Origin of the sequence: Terrabacter sp. LjRoot27 (assembly GCF_964254175.1) — a bacterium.
GTDB lineage: Bacteria > Actinomycetota > Actinomycetes > Actinomycetales > Dermatophilaceae > Terrabacter.
Genome location: NZ_CAXUSS020000001.1, coordinates 2,630,248 through 2,645,940, shown reverse-complemented (window position 1 = coordinate 2,645,940; position 15,693 = coordinate 2,630,248). Strand labels below are relative to the sequence as shown.

The 15,693-nt window shown below is 71.8% G+C and carries 16 protein-coding genes; all 16 read left to right on the top strand.

Features of this window, described 5'->3' with window-relative positions; translation table 11 throughout:
• Nucleotides 1-227 precede the first annotated feature (227 nt).
• The 16 genes from efp (at nucleotide 228) to coaBC (ending at nucleotide 15,643) form a co-directional block, all read left to right on the top strand.
• Nucleotides 228-791: an elongation factor P gene (gene efp, locus ACSQ2D_RS12410; protein ID WP_020143980.1), complete on the top strand. Its 564-nt coding sequence runs from the start codon at nucleotides 228-230 to the stop codon at nucleotides 789-791.
• A gap of 16 nt (nucleotides 792-807) precedes the next feature.
• Complete coding sequence (gene nusB, locus ACSQ2D_RS12405) at nucleotides 808-1,221, top strand: transcription antitermination factor NusB (RefSeq protein WP_435986248.1); 414 nt, start codon at nucleotides 808-810, stop codon at nucleotides 1,219-1,221.
• A gap of 214 nt (nucleotides 1,222-1,435) precedes the next feature.
• Nucleotides 1,436-2,038 (top strand): bifunctional pyr operon transcriptional regulator/uracil phosphoribosyltransferase PyrR, encoded by a 603-nt coding sequence (gene pyrR, locus ACSQ2D_RS12400; protein ID WP_435986247.1) that lies wholly within the window; start codon nucleotides 1,436-1,438, stop codon nucleotides 2,036-2,038.
• Entirely contained in the window at nucleotides 2,035-3,084 is a 1,050-nt protein-coding gene (locus tag ACSQ2D_RS12395; protein ID WP_435986246.1) for an aspartate carbamoyltransferase catalytic subunit, read from the top strand. The genes pyrR and ACSQ2D_RS12395 overlap by 4 nt, the downstream gene beginning before the upstream one ends.
• Nucleotides 3,081-4,418, top strand: a complete 1,338-nt coding sequence (locus ACSQ2D_RS12390) for a dihydroorotase (protein WP_435986245.1) — start codon at nucleotides 3,081-3,083, stop codon at nucleotides 4,416-4,418. Before ACSQ2D_RS12395 ends, ACSQ2D_RS12390 begins: the two co-directional genes overlap by 4 nt.
• Complete coding sequence (carA, locus tag ACSQ2D_RS12385; protein ID WP_435986244.1) at nucleotides 4,415-5,749, top strand: glutamine-hydrolyzing carbamoyl-phosphate synthase small subunit; 1,335 nt, start codon at nucleotides 4,415-4,417, stop codon at nucleotides 5,747-5,749. The genes ACSQ2D_RS12390 and carA overlap by 4 nt, the downstream gene beginning before the upstream one ends.
• Before the next feature lies 1 nt (nucleotide 5,750).
• A complete protein-coding gene (carB, locus tag ACSQ2D_RS12380; RefSeq protein WP_435986243.1) occupies nucleotides 5,751-9,179 on the top strand; it encodes a carbamoyl-phosphate synthase large subunit in 3,429 nt (1,142 codons plus the stop codon).
• Nucleotides 9,176-10,066: a dihydroorotate dehydrogenase electron transfer subunit gene (locus ACSQ2D_RS12375; protein ID WP_435986242.1), complete on the top strand. Its 891-nt coding sequence runs from the start codon at nucleotides 9,176-9,178 to the stop codon at nucleotides 10,064-10,066. The genes carB and ACSQ2D_RS12375 overlap by 4 nt, the downstream gene beginning before the upstream one ends.
• The gene (locus tag ACSQ2D_RS12370; protein WP_435986241.1) at nucleotides 10,066-11,016 is read left to right on the top strand and encodes a dihydroorotate dehydrogenase; all 951 of its coding nucleotides are present in this window, start codon (nucleotides 10,066-10,068) and stop codon (nucleotides 11,014-11,016) included. The genes ACSQ2D_RS12375 and ACSQ2D_RS12370 overlap by 1 nt, the downstream gene beginning before the upstream one ends.
• Nucleotides 11,017-11,049: 33 nt before the next feature.
• Nucleotides 11,050-11,895: an orotidine-5'-phosphate decarboxylase gene (pyrF, locus tag ACSQ2D_RS12365; RefSeq protein WP_435986240.1), complete on the top strand. Its 846-nt coding sequence runs from the start codon at nucleotides 11,050-11,052 to the stop codon at nucleotides 11,893-11,895.
• A gap of 49 nt (nucleotides 11,896-11,944) precedes the next feature.
• Nucleotides 11,945-12,412: a hypothetical protein gene (locus ACSQ2D_RS12360; protein ID WP_435986239.1), complete on the top strand. Its 468-nt coding sequence runs from the start codon at nucleotides 11,945-11,947 to the stop codon at nucleotides 12,410-12,412.
• A 127-nt stretch (nucleotides 12,413-12,539) separates the two neighbouring features.
• Nucleotides 12,540-12,926 (top strand): hypothetical protein, encoded by a 387-nt coding sequence (locus ACSQ2D_RS12355; RefSeq protein ID WP_435986238.1) that lies wholly within the window; start codon nucleotides 12,540-12,542, stop codon nucleotides 12,924-12,926.
• A gap of 149 nt (nucleotides 12,927-13,075) precedes the next feature.
• On the top strand, nucleotides 13,076-13,393 hold the full coding sequence (gene mihF, locus ACSQ2D_RS12350; RefSeq protein WP_435986237.1) for an integration host factor, actinobacterial type: 318 nt from the start codon (nucleotides 13,076-13,078) through the stop codon (nucleotides 13,391-13,393).
• Nucleotides 13,393-14,013, top strand: a complete 621-nt coding sequence (gene gmk / locus ACSQ2D_RS12345) for a guanylate kinase (RefSeq protein WP_435986236.1) — start codon at nucleotides 13,393-13,395, stop codon at nucleotides 14,011-14,013. Before mihF ends, gmk begins: the two co-directional genes overlap by 1 nt.
• Before the next feature lie 101 nt (nucleotides 14,014-14,114).
• On the top strand, nucleotides 14,115-14,378 hold the full coding sequence (gene rpoZ / locus ACSQ2D_RS12340) for a DNA-directed RNA polymerase subunit omega (protein ID WP_020143994.1): 264 nt from the start codon (nucleotides 14,115-14,117) through the stop codon (nucleotides 14,376-14,378).
• Between the two features lie 26 nt (nucleotides 14,379-14,404).
• Nucleotides 14,405-15,643, top strand: a complete 1,239-nt coding sequence (gene coaBC / locus ACSQ2D_RS12335) for a bifunctional phosphopantothenoylcysteine decarboxylase/phosphopantothenate--cysteine ligase CoaBC (RefSeq protein WP_435986235.1) — start codon at nucleotides 14,405-14,407, stop codon at nucleotides 15,641-15,643.
• The last annotated feature ends 50 nt before the right edge of the window (nucleotides 15,644-15,693 follow it).

Sequence of the window (15,693 nt, the reverse complement as noted above, 5' to 3'; positions counted from 1 at the left end):
CCGGGATCGGACGCCGGTGGGTCGTGACCTGCTCGGTGTGTTGCGGGGCGGGGGGAACGGATCAGGGTACACCGCGCAGGGGTCGCGCGGACGGGCGCGATTCCGCGATCCGGTGGCCGCACGGCTAGACTCGTGCGGCAACTCCCCAAGACAGTGAACGCCCGGCGATCCGGCGTGCCCGCAGGCGCGCGCCCCGACCGGCCGGCATACGAAAGTGGTTTGTGACGATGGCTTCGACCAACGACCTGAAGAACGGCATGGTGCTCAACATCGAGGGACAGCTCTGGTCCGTCGTCGAGTTCCAGCACGTGAAGCCCGGCAAGGGCCCCGCGTTCGTGCGCACCAAGCTCAAGGCCGTCCTCTCCGGCAAGGTCGTCGACAAGACGTTCAACGCCGGCACCAAGGTCGAGACGAGCAACGTCGACAAGCGCACGATGCAGTACCTCTACAAGGACGGCACCGACTTCGTCTTCATGGACACCGACACCTACGACCAGCTGAACGTGTCGGAGACCGTCGTCGGTGACGCCGCGAACTACCTCCTCGAGAACCAGAACGCGCTCGTCGCCACCAACGAGGGCCTGCCGCTCTACGTCGAGCTGCCCGCGTCGGTCGTCCTCGAGATCACCCACACCGAGCCGGGCCTGCAGGGCGACCGCTCCACCGGCGGCACCAAGCCGGCCACCCTCGAGACCGGTGCCCAGATCAACGTGCCGCTCTTCCTCGAGTCCGGCACCCGCGTCAAGGTCGACACCCGCGACGGGTCGTACCTCGGCCGCGTCAACGACTGAGCGGACGCGAATTCCCTTGGCAGCACGCAGCAAGGCCCGTACGCGGGCGCTCGACATCCTCTTCGAGGCGGACCAGCGCGGTCTCAACGCCGAGACGCTCCTCGACGAGCGCCTGGGCGACAGCGAGTCCCGGGCGGCGAACAACCCCTACACCGCGGACCTCGTTCGCGGTGTCGTCGGGCGCTGGAACGACATCAACGCGGCGCTGACCGACTACAGCCAGGGCTGGACCCTCGAGCGGATGCCCGCCGTCGACCGCGCGATCCTGCGCCTCGGCGCGTGGGAGGTGCTCTGGAACGACGAGATCCCCGACGGCGTCGCGATCTCCGAGGCCGTGGCGCTCGCCACCGACCTGTCGACCGACGAGTCTCCGGCCTTCGTCAACGGGCTGCTCGCGCGCATCGCCGAGGTCAAGGCGACCATCGTCTGAACGCCCGACCGTGCCTGCACGACTCCTCGAAGCCACCCCTGCGCGGGTGGCTTCGCGGCGTCCCGGGTGCAGGGGCTCCGCGGACCGACACCGCGGGTGGCGCCGTGCCGAGGGGCGGACCGGTGTCGGCCGGGGAGCGGGGCCGCGTTAGACTCCCTCGCGAAGACATCCTTTAACCACCGTCCTGTGAGGCGGGGAAGGAGGTCCAGCGGCGATGCCCTGCCCTGACCTGAGTGCACCCGACCAGTCATCGACAGATCGCTCGAGCATCCCCGAGGACGCTCGCGACGTCATGAGCGAGGGGGACATCTCCCGGGCGCTGCGGCGCATCGGTCACGAGATCCTCGAGCGCAACAAGGGCAGCGAGGGGCTCGTCCTCCTCGGTATCCCCTCGCGCGGGGTCCCGCTCGCGCGCCGTCTCGCCGCGTGCATCGAGGAGGTCGAGGGGACCGCGATCCCCGTCGGCGAGCTCGACATCACGCTCCACCGCGACGACCTGCGCCGCAACCCGGTGCGCACGGCCCACCGCTCGCGCATCCCGGCGGGCGGCATCGACGACCAGGTCGTCGTCCTCGTCGACGACGTCCTCTACTCCGGGCGCACGATCCGCGCCGCCCTCGACGCGCTCTCCGAGCTCGGCCGTCCCCGCGCCGTGCGCCTCGCGGTCCTCGTCGACCGGGGCCACCGGGAGCTGCCGATCCGCGCCGACCACGTGGGCAAGAACCTCCCCACCTCCCGCGACGAGCGCGTCCACGTCCGGGTCGCCGAGGTCGACGGTCTCGACATCGTGCGGATCAGCGGGGGTGACGCGCGATGACCAAGCACCTCATCTCCTCCGCGGACCTCAGCCGCGCCGAGGTCGAGGACATCCTCGAGACCGCGGCCTCGATGCACGACCTCCAGCGACGCGAGGTCAAGAAGGTGCCGACCCTGCGCGGGCGCACGATCATCAACTTCTTCTTCGAGGACTCGACCCGCACCCGCAGCTCGTTCGAGATCGCGGGCAAGTGGATGTCGGCCGACACCATCAACCTCTCGGCCAAGGGCTCCTCGACGAGCAAGGGCGAGAGCCTGCGGGACACGGCCATGACCGTCGACGCCATGGCCGTCGACGCCCTCGTCATCCGGCACAACGCGTCGGGCGCCTGCCACCAGGTCGCGCAGTGGGTCCGGTGCAGCGTCATCAACGCGGGCGACGGCACCCACGAGCACCCGACGCAGGCCCTGCTCGACGCCTACACGCTGCGCACCCGCCTCGGCGACCTCGACGGCAAGCACGTCGTCATCGTCGGCGACCTGACCCACTCCCGGGTCTTCCGCAGCAACGTCATCACGCTGAAGACCCTCGGCGCACGCGTCACCGTCGTCGCTCCGCCCACGCTCATGCCGAGCGGTATCGGGGCGTGGAGCGCGGCCGACGGCTTCGCCACGAGCTGGGACCTCGACCCCGTCCTCGACGGCGAGGGCGAGCACGGCCCCGTCGACGCCGTCATGATGCTGCGCGTCCAGCGCGAGCGGATGAGCGGCGGCTACTTCCCGACGGCGCGCGAGTACACCGTCGGCTACGGCCTGACGCGCGACCGGCTCGAGCGGCTCGTCGCCCGCAACGACGACGTGCTCGTGCTCCACCCCGGCCCGATGAACCGCGGCCTCGAGATCGCCCCCGAGGCGGCCGACTCCCCGCAGTCGGTCGTGCTTGACCAGGTCTCGGCCGGCGTCGCGGTCCGGATGGCCGTGCTCTACCACCTGCTCGCCGGCGAGGAGACGCCCGCGCCAGTGCCCGCCGCCACCGCCGCCACCGCCGCCACCGCCGCCACCGCCGCCACCGCCGCCACCGCGCCCAGTGAAGGAGCCGTCCGATGACCCGCCTCGTGATCCGCGGCGCCCGCCTGCTCGGCGCCGACTCGGCCGACCTGCTCGTCGAGGACGGCGTCATCACCGAGGTCGGCTCGGTCTCGGCACCCTCGGACGCCGAGGTGCTCGACGCCGACGGACTCGTCGCGCTGCCCGGCCTCGTCGACCTCCACGTCCACCTGCGTGAGCCGGGCCGCGAGGACGCCGAGACCATCGCCACCGGCTCGGCCGCGGCGGCCGCCGGCGGCTTCACCGCCGTCTTCGCCATGGCCAACACGAGCCCCGTCACCGACACCGCCGAGGCGGCCGAACGCGTGCTCGACCTCGGGCGCGCCTGCGGGCTCACCGAGGTGGTCCCGGTCGGCGCCGTGACCAAGGGCCTCGAGGGCGCCGAGCTCGCCGAGCTCGGTCTCATGGCCCGCTCGCGGGCCAGGGTGCGGGTCTTCAGCGACGACGGCCACTGCGTGCACGACGCGCGGATCATGCGCCGGGCGCTCGAGTACGTCAAGCCCTTCGGTGGCGTCGTCAGCCAGCACGCGCAGGACCCTCGCCTCGCGGGCCGCGAGGCCTGCTGCCACGAGGGCGAGGTCTCGGGCCGGCTCGGCCTGCCCGGCTGGCCCGGCATCGCCGAGGAGTCGATCGTCGCGCGCGACGTCATGCTCGCCCGCCACACCGGCTCCCGCGTCCACGTCGCCCACGTCTCGACCGCCGGCACGGTCGAGGTCATCCGCTGGGCCAAGGCCCAGGGCATCGACGTCACCGCCGAGGTCACGCCGCACCACCTCGCGCTGACGACCGACCTGCTCCTGGGCTACGACCCCGTCTACAAGGTCAACCCGCCGCTGCGCCCGACCGAGGACGTCGAGGCCCTGCGCGCAGCCCTCGCCGACGGCACCATCGACGCCGTGGCCACCGACCACGCGCCGCACGCCCGCCACGACAAGGAGCACGCCTTCGTCGACGCAGCCTTCGGGATGCTCGGCCTCGAGACGGCCCTCTCGGTCGTCAGCGACGTCCTCGTGCGACCGGGCCTGCTCGACTGGGCCGACGTGGCGCGCGTCATGTCGACCGCCCCGGCCCGGATCGGCGGGCTCGCCCACCAGGGAAGGGAGCTCGCCGTCGGCAGCCCCGCCCACATCACCCTCGTCGACCCTGACCGCGAGATCACGGTCGACGCCGCCGCGAGCCGCAGCCGCTCGCGCAACAACCCGTGGCACGGGCGCACCCTGCGCGGAGCCGTCCTCGCGACGGTCCACGCGGGACGCGTCACCCACGACGTCCGCAACGGCGCGGGCACCCGACGAGAACTGACGAACGCGACGACCTCGGGAGCAGACCTGTGACCACCCAGACCCCCCTGACCGTGCCCAGCCGTGACGGGTGGCCCACCCGCACTCGCGTGGCGGCGACCCTCGTCCTCGAGGACGGCCGCTCCTTCCGCGGGTCGTCCTACGGCGCGCTGGGCGAGACCGTCGGCGAGGCGGTCTTCTCCACCGGCATGACCGGCTACCAGGAGACGCTGACCGACCCGAGCTACCACCGGCAGGTGATCGTCATGACGTCCCCGCACGTCGGCAACACCGGCGTCAACACCGAGGACGACGAGAGCACCCGCATCTGGGTCGCCGGCTACGTCGTGCGCGACCCCGCCATCCGTTCGTCCAACTGGCGTGCCACCCGCGACCTCGAGGACGAGCTCGTCGACCAGGGCGTCGTCGGCATCTGTGACATCGACACGCGTGCCCTGACACGCCACCTGCGCGAGCGCGGCGCGATGCGGGTCGGCATCTTCAGCGGTGACGCCGCCGCGCGCCCCGAGGCGGAGCTGCTCGACGCGGTCCGCACGAGCCCCCAGATGGCGGGCGCCGCGCTCGCCGCTGAGGTCACCACCACCGAGCCGTATGCCGTCCCGGCCGTCGGCGACAAGCGGTTCACCGTCGCGGCCGTCGACCTCGGCATCAAGGCGATGACGCCGGCGCTCATGGCGCAGCGCGGCATCGAGGTGCACGTGCTGCCGGCCACCGCGACGATCGACGACGTCCTCGCGGTGGGGGAGTCCGGCCCCGACGGCGTCTTCTTCTCCAACGGGCCCGGTGACCCGGCCACCGCCGAGCGCGAGGTCGCGCTGCTGCGCGAGGTGCTCGACCGGGGGATCCCGTTCTTCGGCATCTGCTTCGGCAACCAGCTGCTCGGGCGTGCCCTCGGCTTCGGCACCTACAAGCTGAAGTACGGCCACCGCGGCATCAACCAGCCGGTCATGGACCGCACGACCGGCAAGGTCGAGGTGACCGCCCACAACCACGGCTTCGCCGTGGACGCGCCCCTCGACGAGGACAGCGACACGGCATACGGCCGCGTGCGTGTCTCGCACGTGTGCCTCAACGACGACGTCGTCGAGGGTCTCGAGTGCCTCGACCGTCCCGCCTACTCCGTCCAGTACCACCCCGAGGCCGCGGCCGGACCGCACGACGCCGCCTACCTCTTCGACCGCTTCATCGAGCTGATGGAAGCCGGCGGCACTGGCAAGACCACCCAGCAGAACGGTCCGGCGCGCGTAGCGCCCGGACAGACGAGCGATGCGAGCGAAGCGAGCGAGCCGAGGAGGGAAGGCGCTACGCACAAGAGCGCCGGACACGCGAGCGAAGCAAGCCACGAGCAGAGCGGGAGCAACTAACATGCCCAAGCGCGACGACATCAAGAGCGTCCTCGTCATCGGGTCCGGCCCGATCGTCATCGGCCAGGCCTGCGAGTTCGACTACTCCGGCACCCAGGCCTGCCGCGTGCTGCGCGAGGAGGGCATCCGCGTCATCCTCGTCAACAGCAACCCCGCGACGATCATGACCGACCCCGAGTTCGCCGATGCCACGTACGTCGAGCCGATCACCCCCGAGGTCGTCGAGGCGATCATCGCCAAGGAGCGTCCCGACGCCGTGCTCGCCACCCTCGGCGGTCAGACGGCGCTCAACTGCGCGATCTCCCTGCACGACAACGGCGTCCTCGAGAAGTACGGCTGCCCGCTCATCGGCGCCAACGTCGAGGCGATCCAGCTCGGCGAGGACCGCGAGAAGTTCAAGGGTGTCGTCGAGCGGTGCGGCGCGGAGTCCGCGAAGTCCCTCATCTGCCACTCGATGGACGAGCTGCTCGCGGCCGCCGACGAGCTCGGCTACCCGGTCGTCGTGCGCCCGTCGTTCACGATGGGCGGCCTCGGGTCGGGCTTCGCCTACGACGAGGCGGACCTGCGCCTCCTCGGCGGCGCCGGCCTCCAGTACAGCCCCACGACCGAGGTGCTCCTCGAGGAGTCGATCCTCGGCTGGAAGGAGTACGAGCTCGAGGTCATGCGCGACCACGCCGACAACGTCGTCGTCGTCTGCTCCATCGAGAACCTCGACCCGATGGGCGTGCACACCGGTGACTCCATCACCGTGGCGCCGGCCCTGACGCTCACCGACCGCGAGTACCAGCGGCTGCGCGACATCGGCATCGCCGTCATCCGTGAGGTCGGCGTCGACACCGGCGGCTGCAACATCCAGTTCGCCGTCAACCCCGACGACGGACGCATCATCGTCATCGAGATGAACCCGCGCGTCTCGCGGTCGAGCGCCCTGGCCTCCAAGGCGACCGGCTTCCCGATCGCCAAGATCGCGGCGAAGATGGCGATCGGCTACACGCTCGACGAGGTGCCCAACGACATCACCCGCGAGACCCCGGCGAGCTTCGAGCCGTCGCTCGACTACGTCGTCGTCAAGGTGCCGCGCTTCGCCTTCGAGAAGTTCCCGGCGGCCGACCCGACGCTGACGACGACGATGAAGTCGGTCGGCGAGGCCATGGCGATCGGGCGCAACTTCACCGAGGCGCTGCAGAAGGCCTTGCGCTCGCTGGAGAAGAAGGGCGCGAGCTTCCACTGGGACGGCGAGATCACCAAGGCCGCCGCCGAGCGGGCGCTCGAGGAGGCCACGGTCCCGACCGACGGCCGCATCGTGCTCGTGCAGCAGGCGCTGCGCGGCGGGTGCAGCGTCGAGGAGGTCCACGACGCCACCGGCATCGACCCGTGGTTCCTCGACCAGATCGCGCTCATCAACGACGTCGCGACGATGCTCGCCGACGCCCCCCAGCTGACGCCGGAGCTGCTCCGCCTCGTCAAGCGCCACGGCTTCAGCGACGCGCAGGTGGCGTCCGTCCGGCGTATGCCGGAAGCCGTGGTCCGCGGCGTGCGCCACGCCCTCGGGGTGCGCCCGGTCTACAAGACCGTCGACACGTGCGCGGCCGAGTTCGCCGCGACGACGCCCTACCACTACAGCTCGTACGACGAGGAGACCGAGGTCGCGCCACGCGATCGCCCCGCCGTCATCATCCTCGGCTCGGGCCCGAACCGCATCGGTCAGGGTGTCGAGTTCGACTACTCCTGCGTCCACGCGTCGTTCTCCTTGCGCGACAAGGGATTCGACACGGTCATGGTCAACTGCAACCCCGAGACGGTGTCGACCGACTACGACACGAGCAGCCGTCTCTACTTCGAGCCGCTGACGCTCGAGGACGTCCTCGAGGTCATCCACGCCGAGAGCCAGGCCGGCCCGATCGCGGGTGTCATCGTGCAGCTCGGTGGGCAGACGCCCCTCGGTCTCGCGCAGGCGCTCGAGGACGAGGGGGTCCCGATCGTCGGCACGTCGCCGAGCGCGATCCACCTCGCCGAGGACCGTGGTGCGTTCGGTCAGGTCCTGTCCCGGGCGGGTCTCATCGCCCCGAAGCACGGCACGGCCTACAGCTCGGACGAGGCCCTCGTCGTCGCGCGAGAGATCGGCTACCCGGTGCTCGTGCGTCCGTCCTACGTCCTCGGCGGCCGCGGCATGGTCATCGTCTACGACGACGACTCGCTCGTGACCTACGTCGAGAAGGCGACCGAGGCCTCGCCCGACCACCCGATCCTCATCGACCGCTTCCTCGACGACGCCATCGAGATCGACGTCGACGCGCTCTTCGACGGCGAGGACATGTACCTCGGCGGCATCATGGAGCACGTCGAGGAGGCCGGCATCCACTCGGGCGACAGCTCGTGCACGCTGCCGCCGGCGACGCTCGGCGACGGCGAGCTCGAGCGCGTGCGCATCGCGACGCGCAAGCTCGCCGAGGGCATCGGCGTCCGCGGCCTCATGAACGTCCAGTTCGCGCTGGCCCAGGACATCCTCTACGTCATCGAGGCCAACCCACGCGCCTCGCGCACCGTGCCGTTCGTCGCCAAGGCGACGGGCGTGCCCATCGCCAGCGCCGCGGCCCGGGTCATGCTCGGCTCCACGATCAAGGAGCTGCGTGAGGAGGGCATGCTGCCCCCGACCGGCGACGGCGGCCGGATGCCCGACCACGCACCCGTCTCGTGCAAGGAGGCGGTCCTGCCCTTCAAGCGCTTCCGCACCAAGGAGGGCGTCGCGGTCGACTCGCTCCTCGGCCCCGAGATGCGCTCGACGGGCGAGGTCATGGGCATCGACGTCGACTTCGGCTCTGCCTTCTCCAAGGCCCAGCAGGGCGGCGGGTCGGCGCTGCCGCGCTCCGGTGCGATCTTCGTGTCGGTGGCCAACCGCGACAAGCGCGCCATGCTCTTCCCGGTCAAGCGCCTCGTCGACCTCGGCTTCACGATCCTCGCGACGAGCGGCACGGCCGCGGTGCTCAAGCGCAACGGCATCCCGGCGACGCTGGTCCGCAAGATCACCGAGCGGGACGGCGACGCGCCGGGCGAGAAGTCGATCGTCGACCTCATCCGTGAGGGCACGGTCCAGATGGTCGTCAACACGCCGTCGGGGCAGGACGCGCGTGCCGACGGCTACGCGATCCGTGCCGCGACGACGAGCGCCGACAAGCCGATCATCACGACCATCGCGACGCTCGCCGCCGCCGTCCTCGGCATCGAGGCGGGTCTCACCGAGGAGATCCGGGTCAAGTCGCTGCAGGACCACGCGCGCGACCTCGACCTCTACGGACGCGGCACGGCAGCGACCACCTCAGCGACCACGTCAGCGACCACGTCAGCGACCACGTCAGCGACCACGGCGCGGTCCACGGCGACGCCGACGGCATCGGCGGAAGCCACGGCGACGGCCGGAGCGACCGCATGAGCGAGCGCCAGCTGCGGGCCCGGGTCACCCAGGAGGTCGCGGAGGTCATCGCGACCCGGCGGGTCGGTGCCTACCAGCACCTCACCCTCGTCGCCCCCGGCGTCGCCGAGCTCGCCCGCCCGGGCCAGTTCGTCGCGCTGGCCGTCGGCGGCGAGACGTCCGGCACCCTGCTGCGCCGGTCCTTCTCGATCCACAAGGTCAGCCCGAGCGGCACCTACGGCGGCACCGTCGAGATCGTCGTCTCGGCGGTGGGCACCGGCACGCGATGGATCGTCGACCGCGCGCCGCACGACACCATCGACGTCGTCGGCCCCCTCGGCAAGGCGTTCCCGCTGCCCACCGAGCCCGTCGCCTGCGTCCTCGTCGGCGGCGGCTACGGCAGCGCGCCCCTCTTCTGGCTCGCCGGCGAGCTGCGCGAGCGCGGCTGCCACGTCGAGATGGTCCTGGGCGCCGCCAGCGAGGACCGCCTCTTCGGCGTCGTCGAGGCACGCCGCAGCTGCGACGGCGTCACGGTGACGACCGACGACGGCTCCGCCGGTCAGCAGGGCTGGGTCAGCGACCCGCTGCCCGAGATCATCGAGCGCACGAAGGCGGGCGTCGTCTACGGCTGCGGTCCGATGGGGATGCTCGAGTCGATCACCCGGGTCGCCCAGGCGCACGGCGCAGTCGCACAGGTCGCCGTCGAGGAGTCGATGGCCTGCGGCGTCGGCGTGTGCATGACGTGCGTCATGCCCGTCGTCGGCTCCGACGGCAGGACCCGGATGGTGCGCTCGTGCGTCGAGGGACCCGTCTTCCGCGGGGACCGCGTCCGCTGGGACGCCTTCGACGGAGGTCATGCGCGCGTCCCGGACGATGCCGTCGGCGCCCCGAAGGTGGGTGGTCACTGATGGTGGACCTCTCCATCGACCTCGGGGGCGGCCACCGGCTGCCCAACCCGCTCATGACCGCCTCCGGCTGCGCGGCGAACGGCAGGGAGCTGCACCGCTTCTTCGACGTCGCCGACCTCGGCGCGTTCGTCACGAAGTCCGTCATGGCCGACCCGCGCTCCGGCCGGGGCACGCCCCGCATGGCGGAGACCCCGTCGGGGATGCTCAACTCGATCGGCCTGCAGGGCCCCGGCATCGAGGCGTTCGTCGACGAGGACCTGCCGTGGCTCCAGTCCGTGGGGGCGCGCGTGCTGCCCTCGATCGCCGGCAGCTCGAGCACCGAGTACGCCCACGTCGCGGCGACGCTGCGCGCGAGCCGGGCGTTCGACGCCGTCATCGGCGTCGAGGTCAACATCTCGTGCCCCAACGTCGCCAACCGCGGACTGGTCTTCGCCTGCGACCCGCTGGCCTCGGCCAAGGTCATCGCGCTCGTGCGCGAGCAGCTCCCGCGCGACATCCCGGTGTTCGCGAAGCTGAGCCCGGACGTCACCGACATCACCGCCATCGCGGCCGCCTGCGTCAAGGCCGGCGCCGATGGCCTGACGATGATCAACACCCTGCTCGGCATGGTCATCGACACCGACCGGATGCGGCCGCAGCTCGGCGGGGTCACCGGCGGCCTCTCGGGTCCGGGCATCCGGCCGGTCGCGGTCCGTGCCATCTGGCAGGTGCGCCAGGCGATGTTCGAGGGGCGCATCCCCACCGTGCCGATCATCGGCGTCGGGGGAGTGCGCACGGGTCGTGACGCCCTCGAGCTCGTCGCTGCCGGCGCGAGCGCGATCCAGGTCGGCACCGCGGTCTTCAACGACCCCTCGGCGCCGGTCCGCGTCCTGCGCGAGCTCTGCGAGCTGCTCGACGCCAAGGGTTTCGAGCACTTCACCGATGCCGTCGCCGTGGCCCACGGCCGCTGACGAGCCACCTGACACCGTGAACGGAGACCGACGATGAGCAAGGCCTTCGGGGCCCGCCTCCACGACGCCATGCAGACCCACGGGCCGCTGTGCGCCGGCATCGACCCCCACCGGGGGCTCGTGGAGTCGTGGGGCCTGTCCTACGACGTCGCCGGCCTCGAGCGCTTCGCCCTGACCTGCGTCGAGGCGTTCGCCGGCCGGGTCGCGGCCGTCAAGCCTCAGTCGGCCTTCTTCGAGGTCTTCGGCAGCCGCGGCCTGGCCGTGCTCGAGCGGGTGCTCACCGAGCTGCGCGAGGCAGGCACCCTGACCGTCCTCGACGCGAAGCGCGGCGACATCGGGTCGACGATGGGCGCCTACGCCGAGGCCTACCTCGGCCCGGACGCCGTCGCCCCACCGGACGCCCTCACCGTGAGCCCCTACCTCGGCTACGAGTCGCTCCGTCCCGCGATCGACCTCGCGGAGCAGACGGGCCGTGGGCTCTTCGTCCTCGCCCTGACGTCGAACCCCGAGGGCGCCTCAGTCCAGCACGCGGTCCGCGACGGCCGGTCCGTTGCCGCGTCCGTCGTCGACGGCGCCGCGGGCGACAACGCCCCGGCGCGAGGCCGGGGCGAGCTCGGCAGCATCGGACTCGTCATCGGCGCCACCGTCGGCACGGCCGTGCACGACCTCGGGCTCGACCTCGTGGAAGCCGCGACGCCGGTGCTCGCACCGGGCTTCGGAGCCCAGGGCGGCACCGTCGAGTCGCTCGCGTCGACCTTCGGCGCAGCCCGCGGTCAGGTGCTCGCCGCGTCCAGCCGCGAGATCCTCGGCGCCGGTCCCGATCCGCGCCGCCTCGTCGCCCGGACGGCGGAGGTCGCCGAGACGCTCCGGTCGACCTGACGTTCCCAGCCGTGTCACAGCACGTTCCCAGCCGGGTATGCGATGTGGCATGACTCACACTCCACGCGTACGCCGACTGCTCGCCACCGTCGCCCTCGCCGCGACGATCCCGCTCGCGACCGCGTGCGGCTCCAGCGCCCCGCCGACGACCGCAGCCGGCAGCAGCTCGTCATCCGCGTCCTCGGCACCGAGCGCGACTCCGAGCACGACGAGTGCCCCGTCCGGAGCCGACTCCGCCTACTGCACGGCGCTCGAGTCCGGGCAGAGGGAGCTCGAGTCGATGTCGTCGAAGATCAGCGACAAGGCCGCCCTCGAGCAGGGCAAGGTCGTGCTCGAGAAGATCGAGGCCGCCGCACCCGACGAGGTCAAGCAGGCCTGGGGCGACCTCATCGCCTTCGTCGACGCCGCGGCGTCGGGCGACAAGAGCGCCGTCACCGCTGCGACGGCGAAGATGGACGCTTCCAGCACGAAGATCGAGGCGCACGCCAAGGCGACCTGCAACCTCGACATCTCCTGACCCCGGGCCCCCGGGCTCCCCACGCCCCCGGGGGTGGCTCCAAACGTCACCGGCTCTCCACCGGCCGGAGCGACTCGCTTCGGGCAGTCGCGGGACCGGCGCCGACCCCACGGCATACGGTGTGGGGATGCGAACGACCGCGATGCGCAGGGGCCCCTCGGTGGCGCTCGCGCTGCTCCTCTCGGCGACCTCCCTCGGCGCCTGCTCGTCGGGGTCGACCGGCTCCTACTGCGACGCCCTGACGACCGCCGAGGCGGACTGGAAGGACGCGGGCGCGACGCTCAAGGACCCCGCCGCCGCGGCCCGGTTCGTCGCCACCATCACGCAGGTCGAGGCGAGCGCCCCCGAGGAGGTCAAGGCCGACTGGGCCTCGCTGCACGCCCTCGTGGCGAAGTTCACGGTGGACCAGCCCGACCTCACGGCGCTGACGAAGCAGATGCAGGGCTTCGAGAGCTCGGCCAAGCGGATCGAGACCCACGCCAAGGAGACGTGCGGGATCGACCTCGGCAGCTGAGCAGAGCGGGACGGGCGGCCGTCGGGCTGGGCCCCCGCGTTGCGGCGCGGACGGCCGGATCGCTAGGTTCGGCGGAGACAACACGCGAGACGTGAAGAACGGCAGGGGGCGCAGGGCGCTCCCCGCAGGCAGCGAGGAGACCGAAGACCGTGGCGCTTCCACCGCTCACCCCTGAGCAACGGGCCGCAGCACTCGAGAAGGCTGCAGCCGCACGTCGGGAGCGAGCAGCGGTCAAGAACCGGCTCAAGTACTCCAGCGGCTCGCTCGCCGAGGTCCTCGAGGACGGCAAGGCCGACCCGGTCATCGGCAAGATGAAGGTCACCGAGCTGCTCGAGTCGATGCCCGGCGTCGGACGCGTCCGCGCCAAGGCGATCATGGCCGAGGTCGGCATCGCCGAGTCGCGCCGCGTGCGTGGGCTCGGGGCCAACCAGGTCGCAGCCCTGCTCCACCGCTTCGAGAAGCCGTGATGTCGGCTGACCCGACGACGCCCGCGGAGCCCCAGCACGACGCAGCCGGCCCCCGGCGTGGCCGTCTCACGGTGCTGGCCGGCCCGACCGCCGTCGGCAAGGGCACCATCGCGGCCTACGTGCGCACGCACTTCCCGGGCGTGTGGTTCTCCGTCTCCATGACGACCCGCCGGCCGCGTCCGGGCGAGGTCGACGGGGTGCACTACCACTTCGTCGACGACCACGAGTTCGACCGCCTCGTCGAGGCGGGGGAGTTCCTCGAGTACGCCGTCGTGCACGGGGCCGCCAAGTACGGCACCCCCCGGGGTCCCGTCGAGCGCGTCATCCGCGAGGGCCGCGACGCCCTGCTCGAGATCGACCTGCAGGGTGCCCGCCAGGTGCGCGACACGTGGCCCGAGGCGCTCTTCGTCTTCCTCGCGCCGCCGAGCTGGGACGAGCTGGTCCGCCGGCTCGTCGGCCGCGGCACCGAGGACGAGGCCGAGCGGGAGCGCCGCCTGTCCACCGCGCGGGCCGAGCTGGCCGCCCAGAGCGAGTTCGACGAGGTCATCGTCAACGACGATGTTCGTCGGGCCAGCGAAGAACTCGTATCATTGATGAGATCGGGACGCGCCGACCGGTGAGTCCCGACGTGATGTGTGCCAGCCGACGGCATACGACCGCACCGCCGTCGACGTCGCGGCACGCACCTCAAGCCCGCTGAAACCAACGAAACGAGATCACTGTGTCCGGTACCCAGGCTGCTCCCATCGGCATCACCAACCCGCCGATCGACGACCTCCTGACCGCCGCCGACTCGAAGTACGCGCTCGTCATCTACTCCGCCAAGCGCGCGCGCCAGATCAACGCCTACTACTCCCAGCTGCAGGAGGGCCTGCTCGACTACGTCGGCCCGCTCGTCGAGACCGAGGTCCACGAGAAGCCGCTGTCGATCGCGCTGCGCGAGATCAACGAGGGCCTGCTGACCTCGACGCCCACCGAGGCCTGAGCCACCCGACGGGTCCGGAGCAGCCGATGCGCGTCGTCCTCGGGGTGAGTGGCGGCATCGCCGCCTACAAGGCGTGCTCGCTGCTCCGGCTCTTCACCGAGCACGGGCACGACGTCACCGTCGTCCCCACCGCGGCGGCGCTCCAGTTCGTCGGGGCGCCGACGTGGTCGGCCCTCTCGGGCAAGCCCGTCAGCACCGAGGTGTGGGCGTCGGTCCACGAGGTCCCGCACGTGCGCATCGGCCAGTCCGCCGACCTCGTCGTCGTGGCCCCGGCCACCGCCGACCTGCTCGCCAAGGCCGCGCACGGCCTCGCCGACGACCTCCTCACCAACACCCTGCTCACCGCCCGGTGCCCGGTCGCCTTCGCGCCGGCGATGCACACGGAGATGTGGGAGCACCCGGCCACGCAGGCCAACGTCGCCACGCTCCGCTCGCGCGGGGCGCACGTCATCGACCCCGACGTCGGACGCCTCACCGGCAAGGACAGCGGCGCCGGCCGGCTCCCCGAGCCCGAGGCGTTGTATGCCGCCTGCCTGGCGATCGTGTCGGGCGACGGCGCCGTCGTGGCGGGCGAGCCGCCGCTTGACCTCGAGGGTCGCCGCGTCGTCGTGTCCGCCGGCGGCACGCGCGAGCCCCTCGACCCGGTGCGATACCTCGGCAACCGCTCGTCCGGCAAGCAGGGCGTGGCCATCGCGCGCGCCGCCGCCGGCCGCGGGGCGAAGGTCACCCTCGTCGCCGCCAACGTCGCTCTCCCGGTGCCCGAGGGCATCGACGTCGTGCGTGTCGAGACGACGCTCGAGCTGCAGCGCGCCGTCGAGGACGCGGCGGCCGACGCCGACGTCGTCGTCATGGCTGCCGCGCCGGCCGACTTCCGCCCGGCACACGTGAGCGAGAGCAAGATCAAGAAGTCCTCGGACCCCGACGCCGGCCTGCGGGTCGAGCTCGTCGAGAACCCCGACATCGTCCGGGGTCTCGTCGCAGCACGCGAGGCGCGTGGAGAGGCCACGCCCTTCATCGTCAGCTTCGCCGCCGAGACGGGCGACGCCCGGGGCAGCGTCATGGACCACGCGCGCGCGAAGTTCGCCCGCAAGGGCAGCGACCTGCAGGTCGTCAACGAGGTGGGCACCGACCTGACGTTCGGCAAGGACGACACGACGGTGCACCTGCTCCGCCGCGGCAACGACGAGGCGACGACGGTCGGACCGGCATCCAAGGACGCCGTCGCCGACGCGCTGTGGGACACCATCTCGCCCCTGCTGGACTGAGCACTAGACTCTCGCCCCAGCATGGCCTGCCATCCGCAGGACCGGGGCCG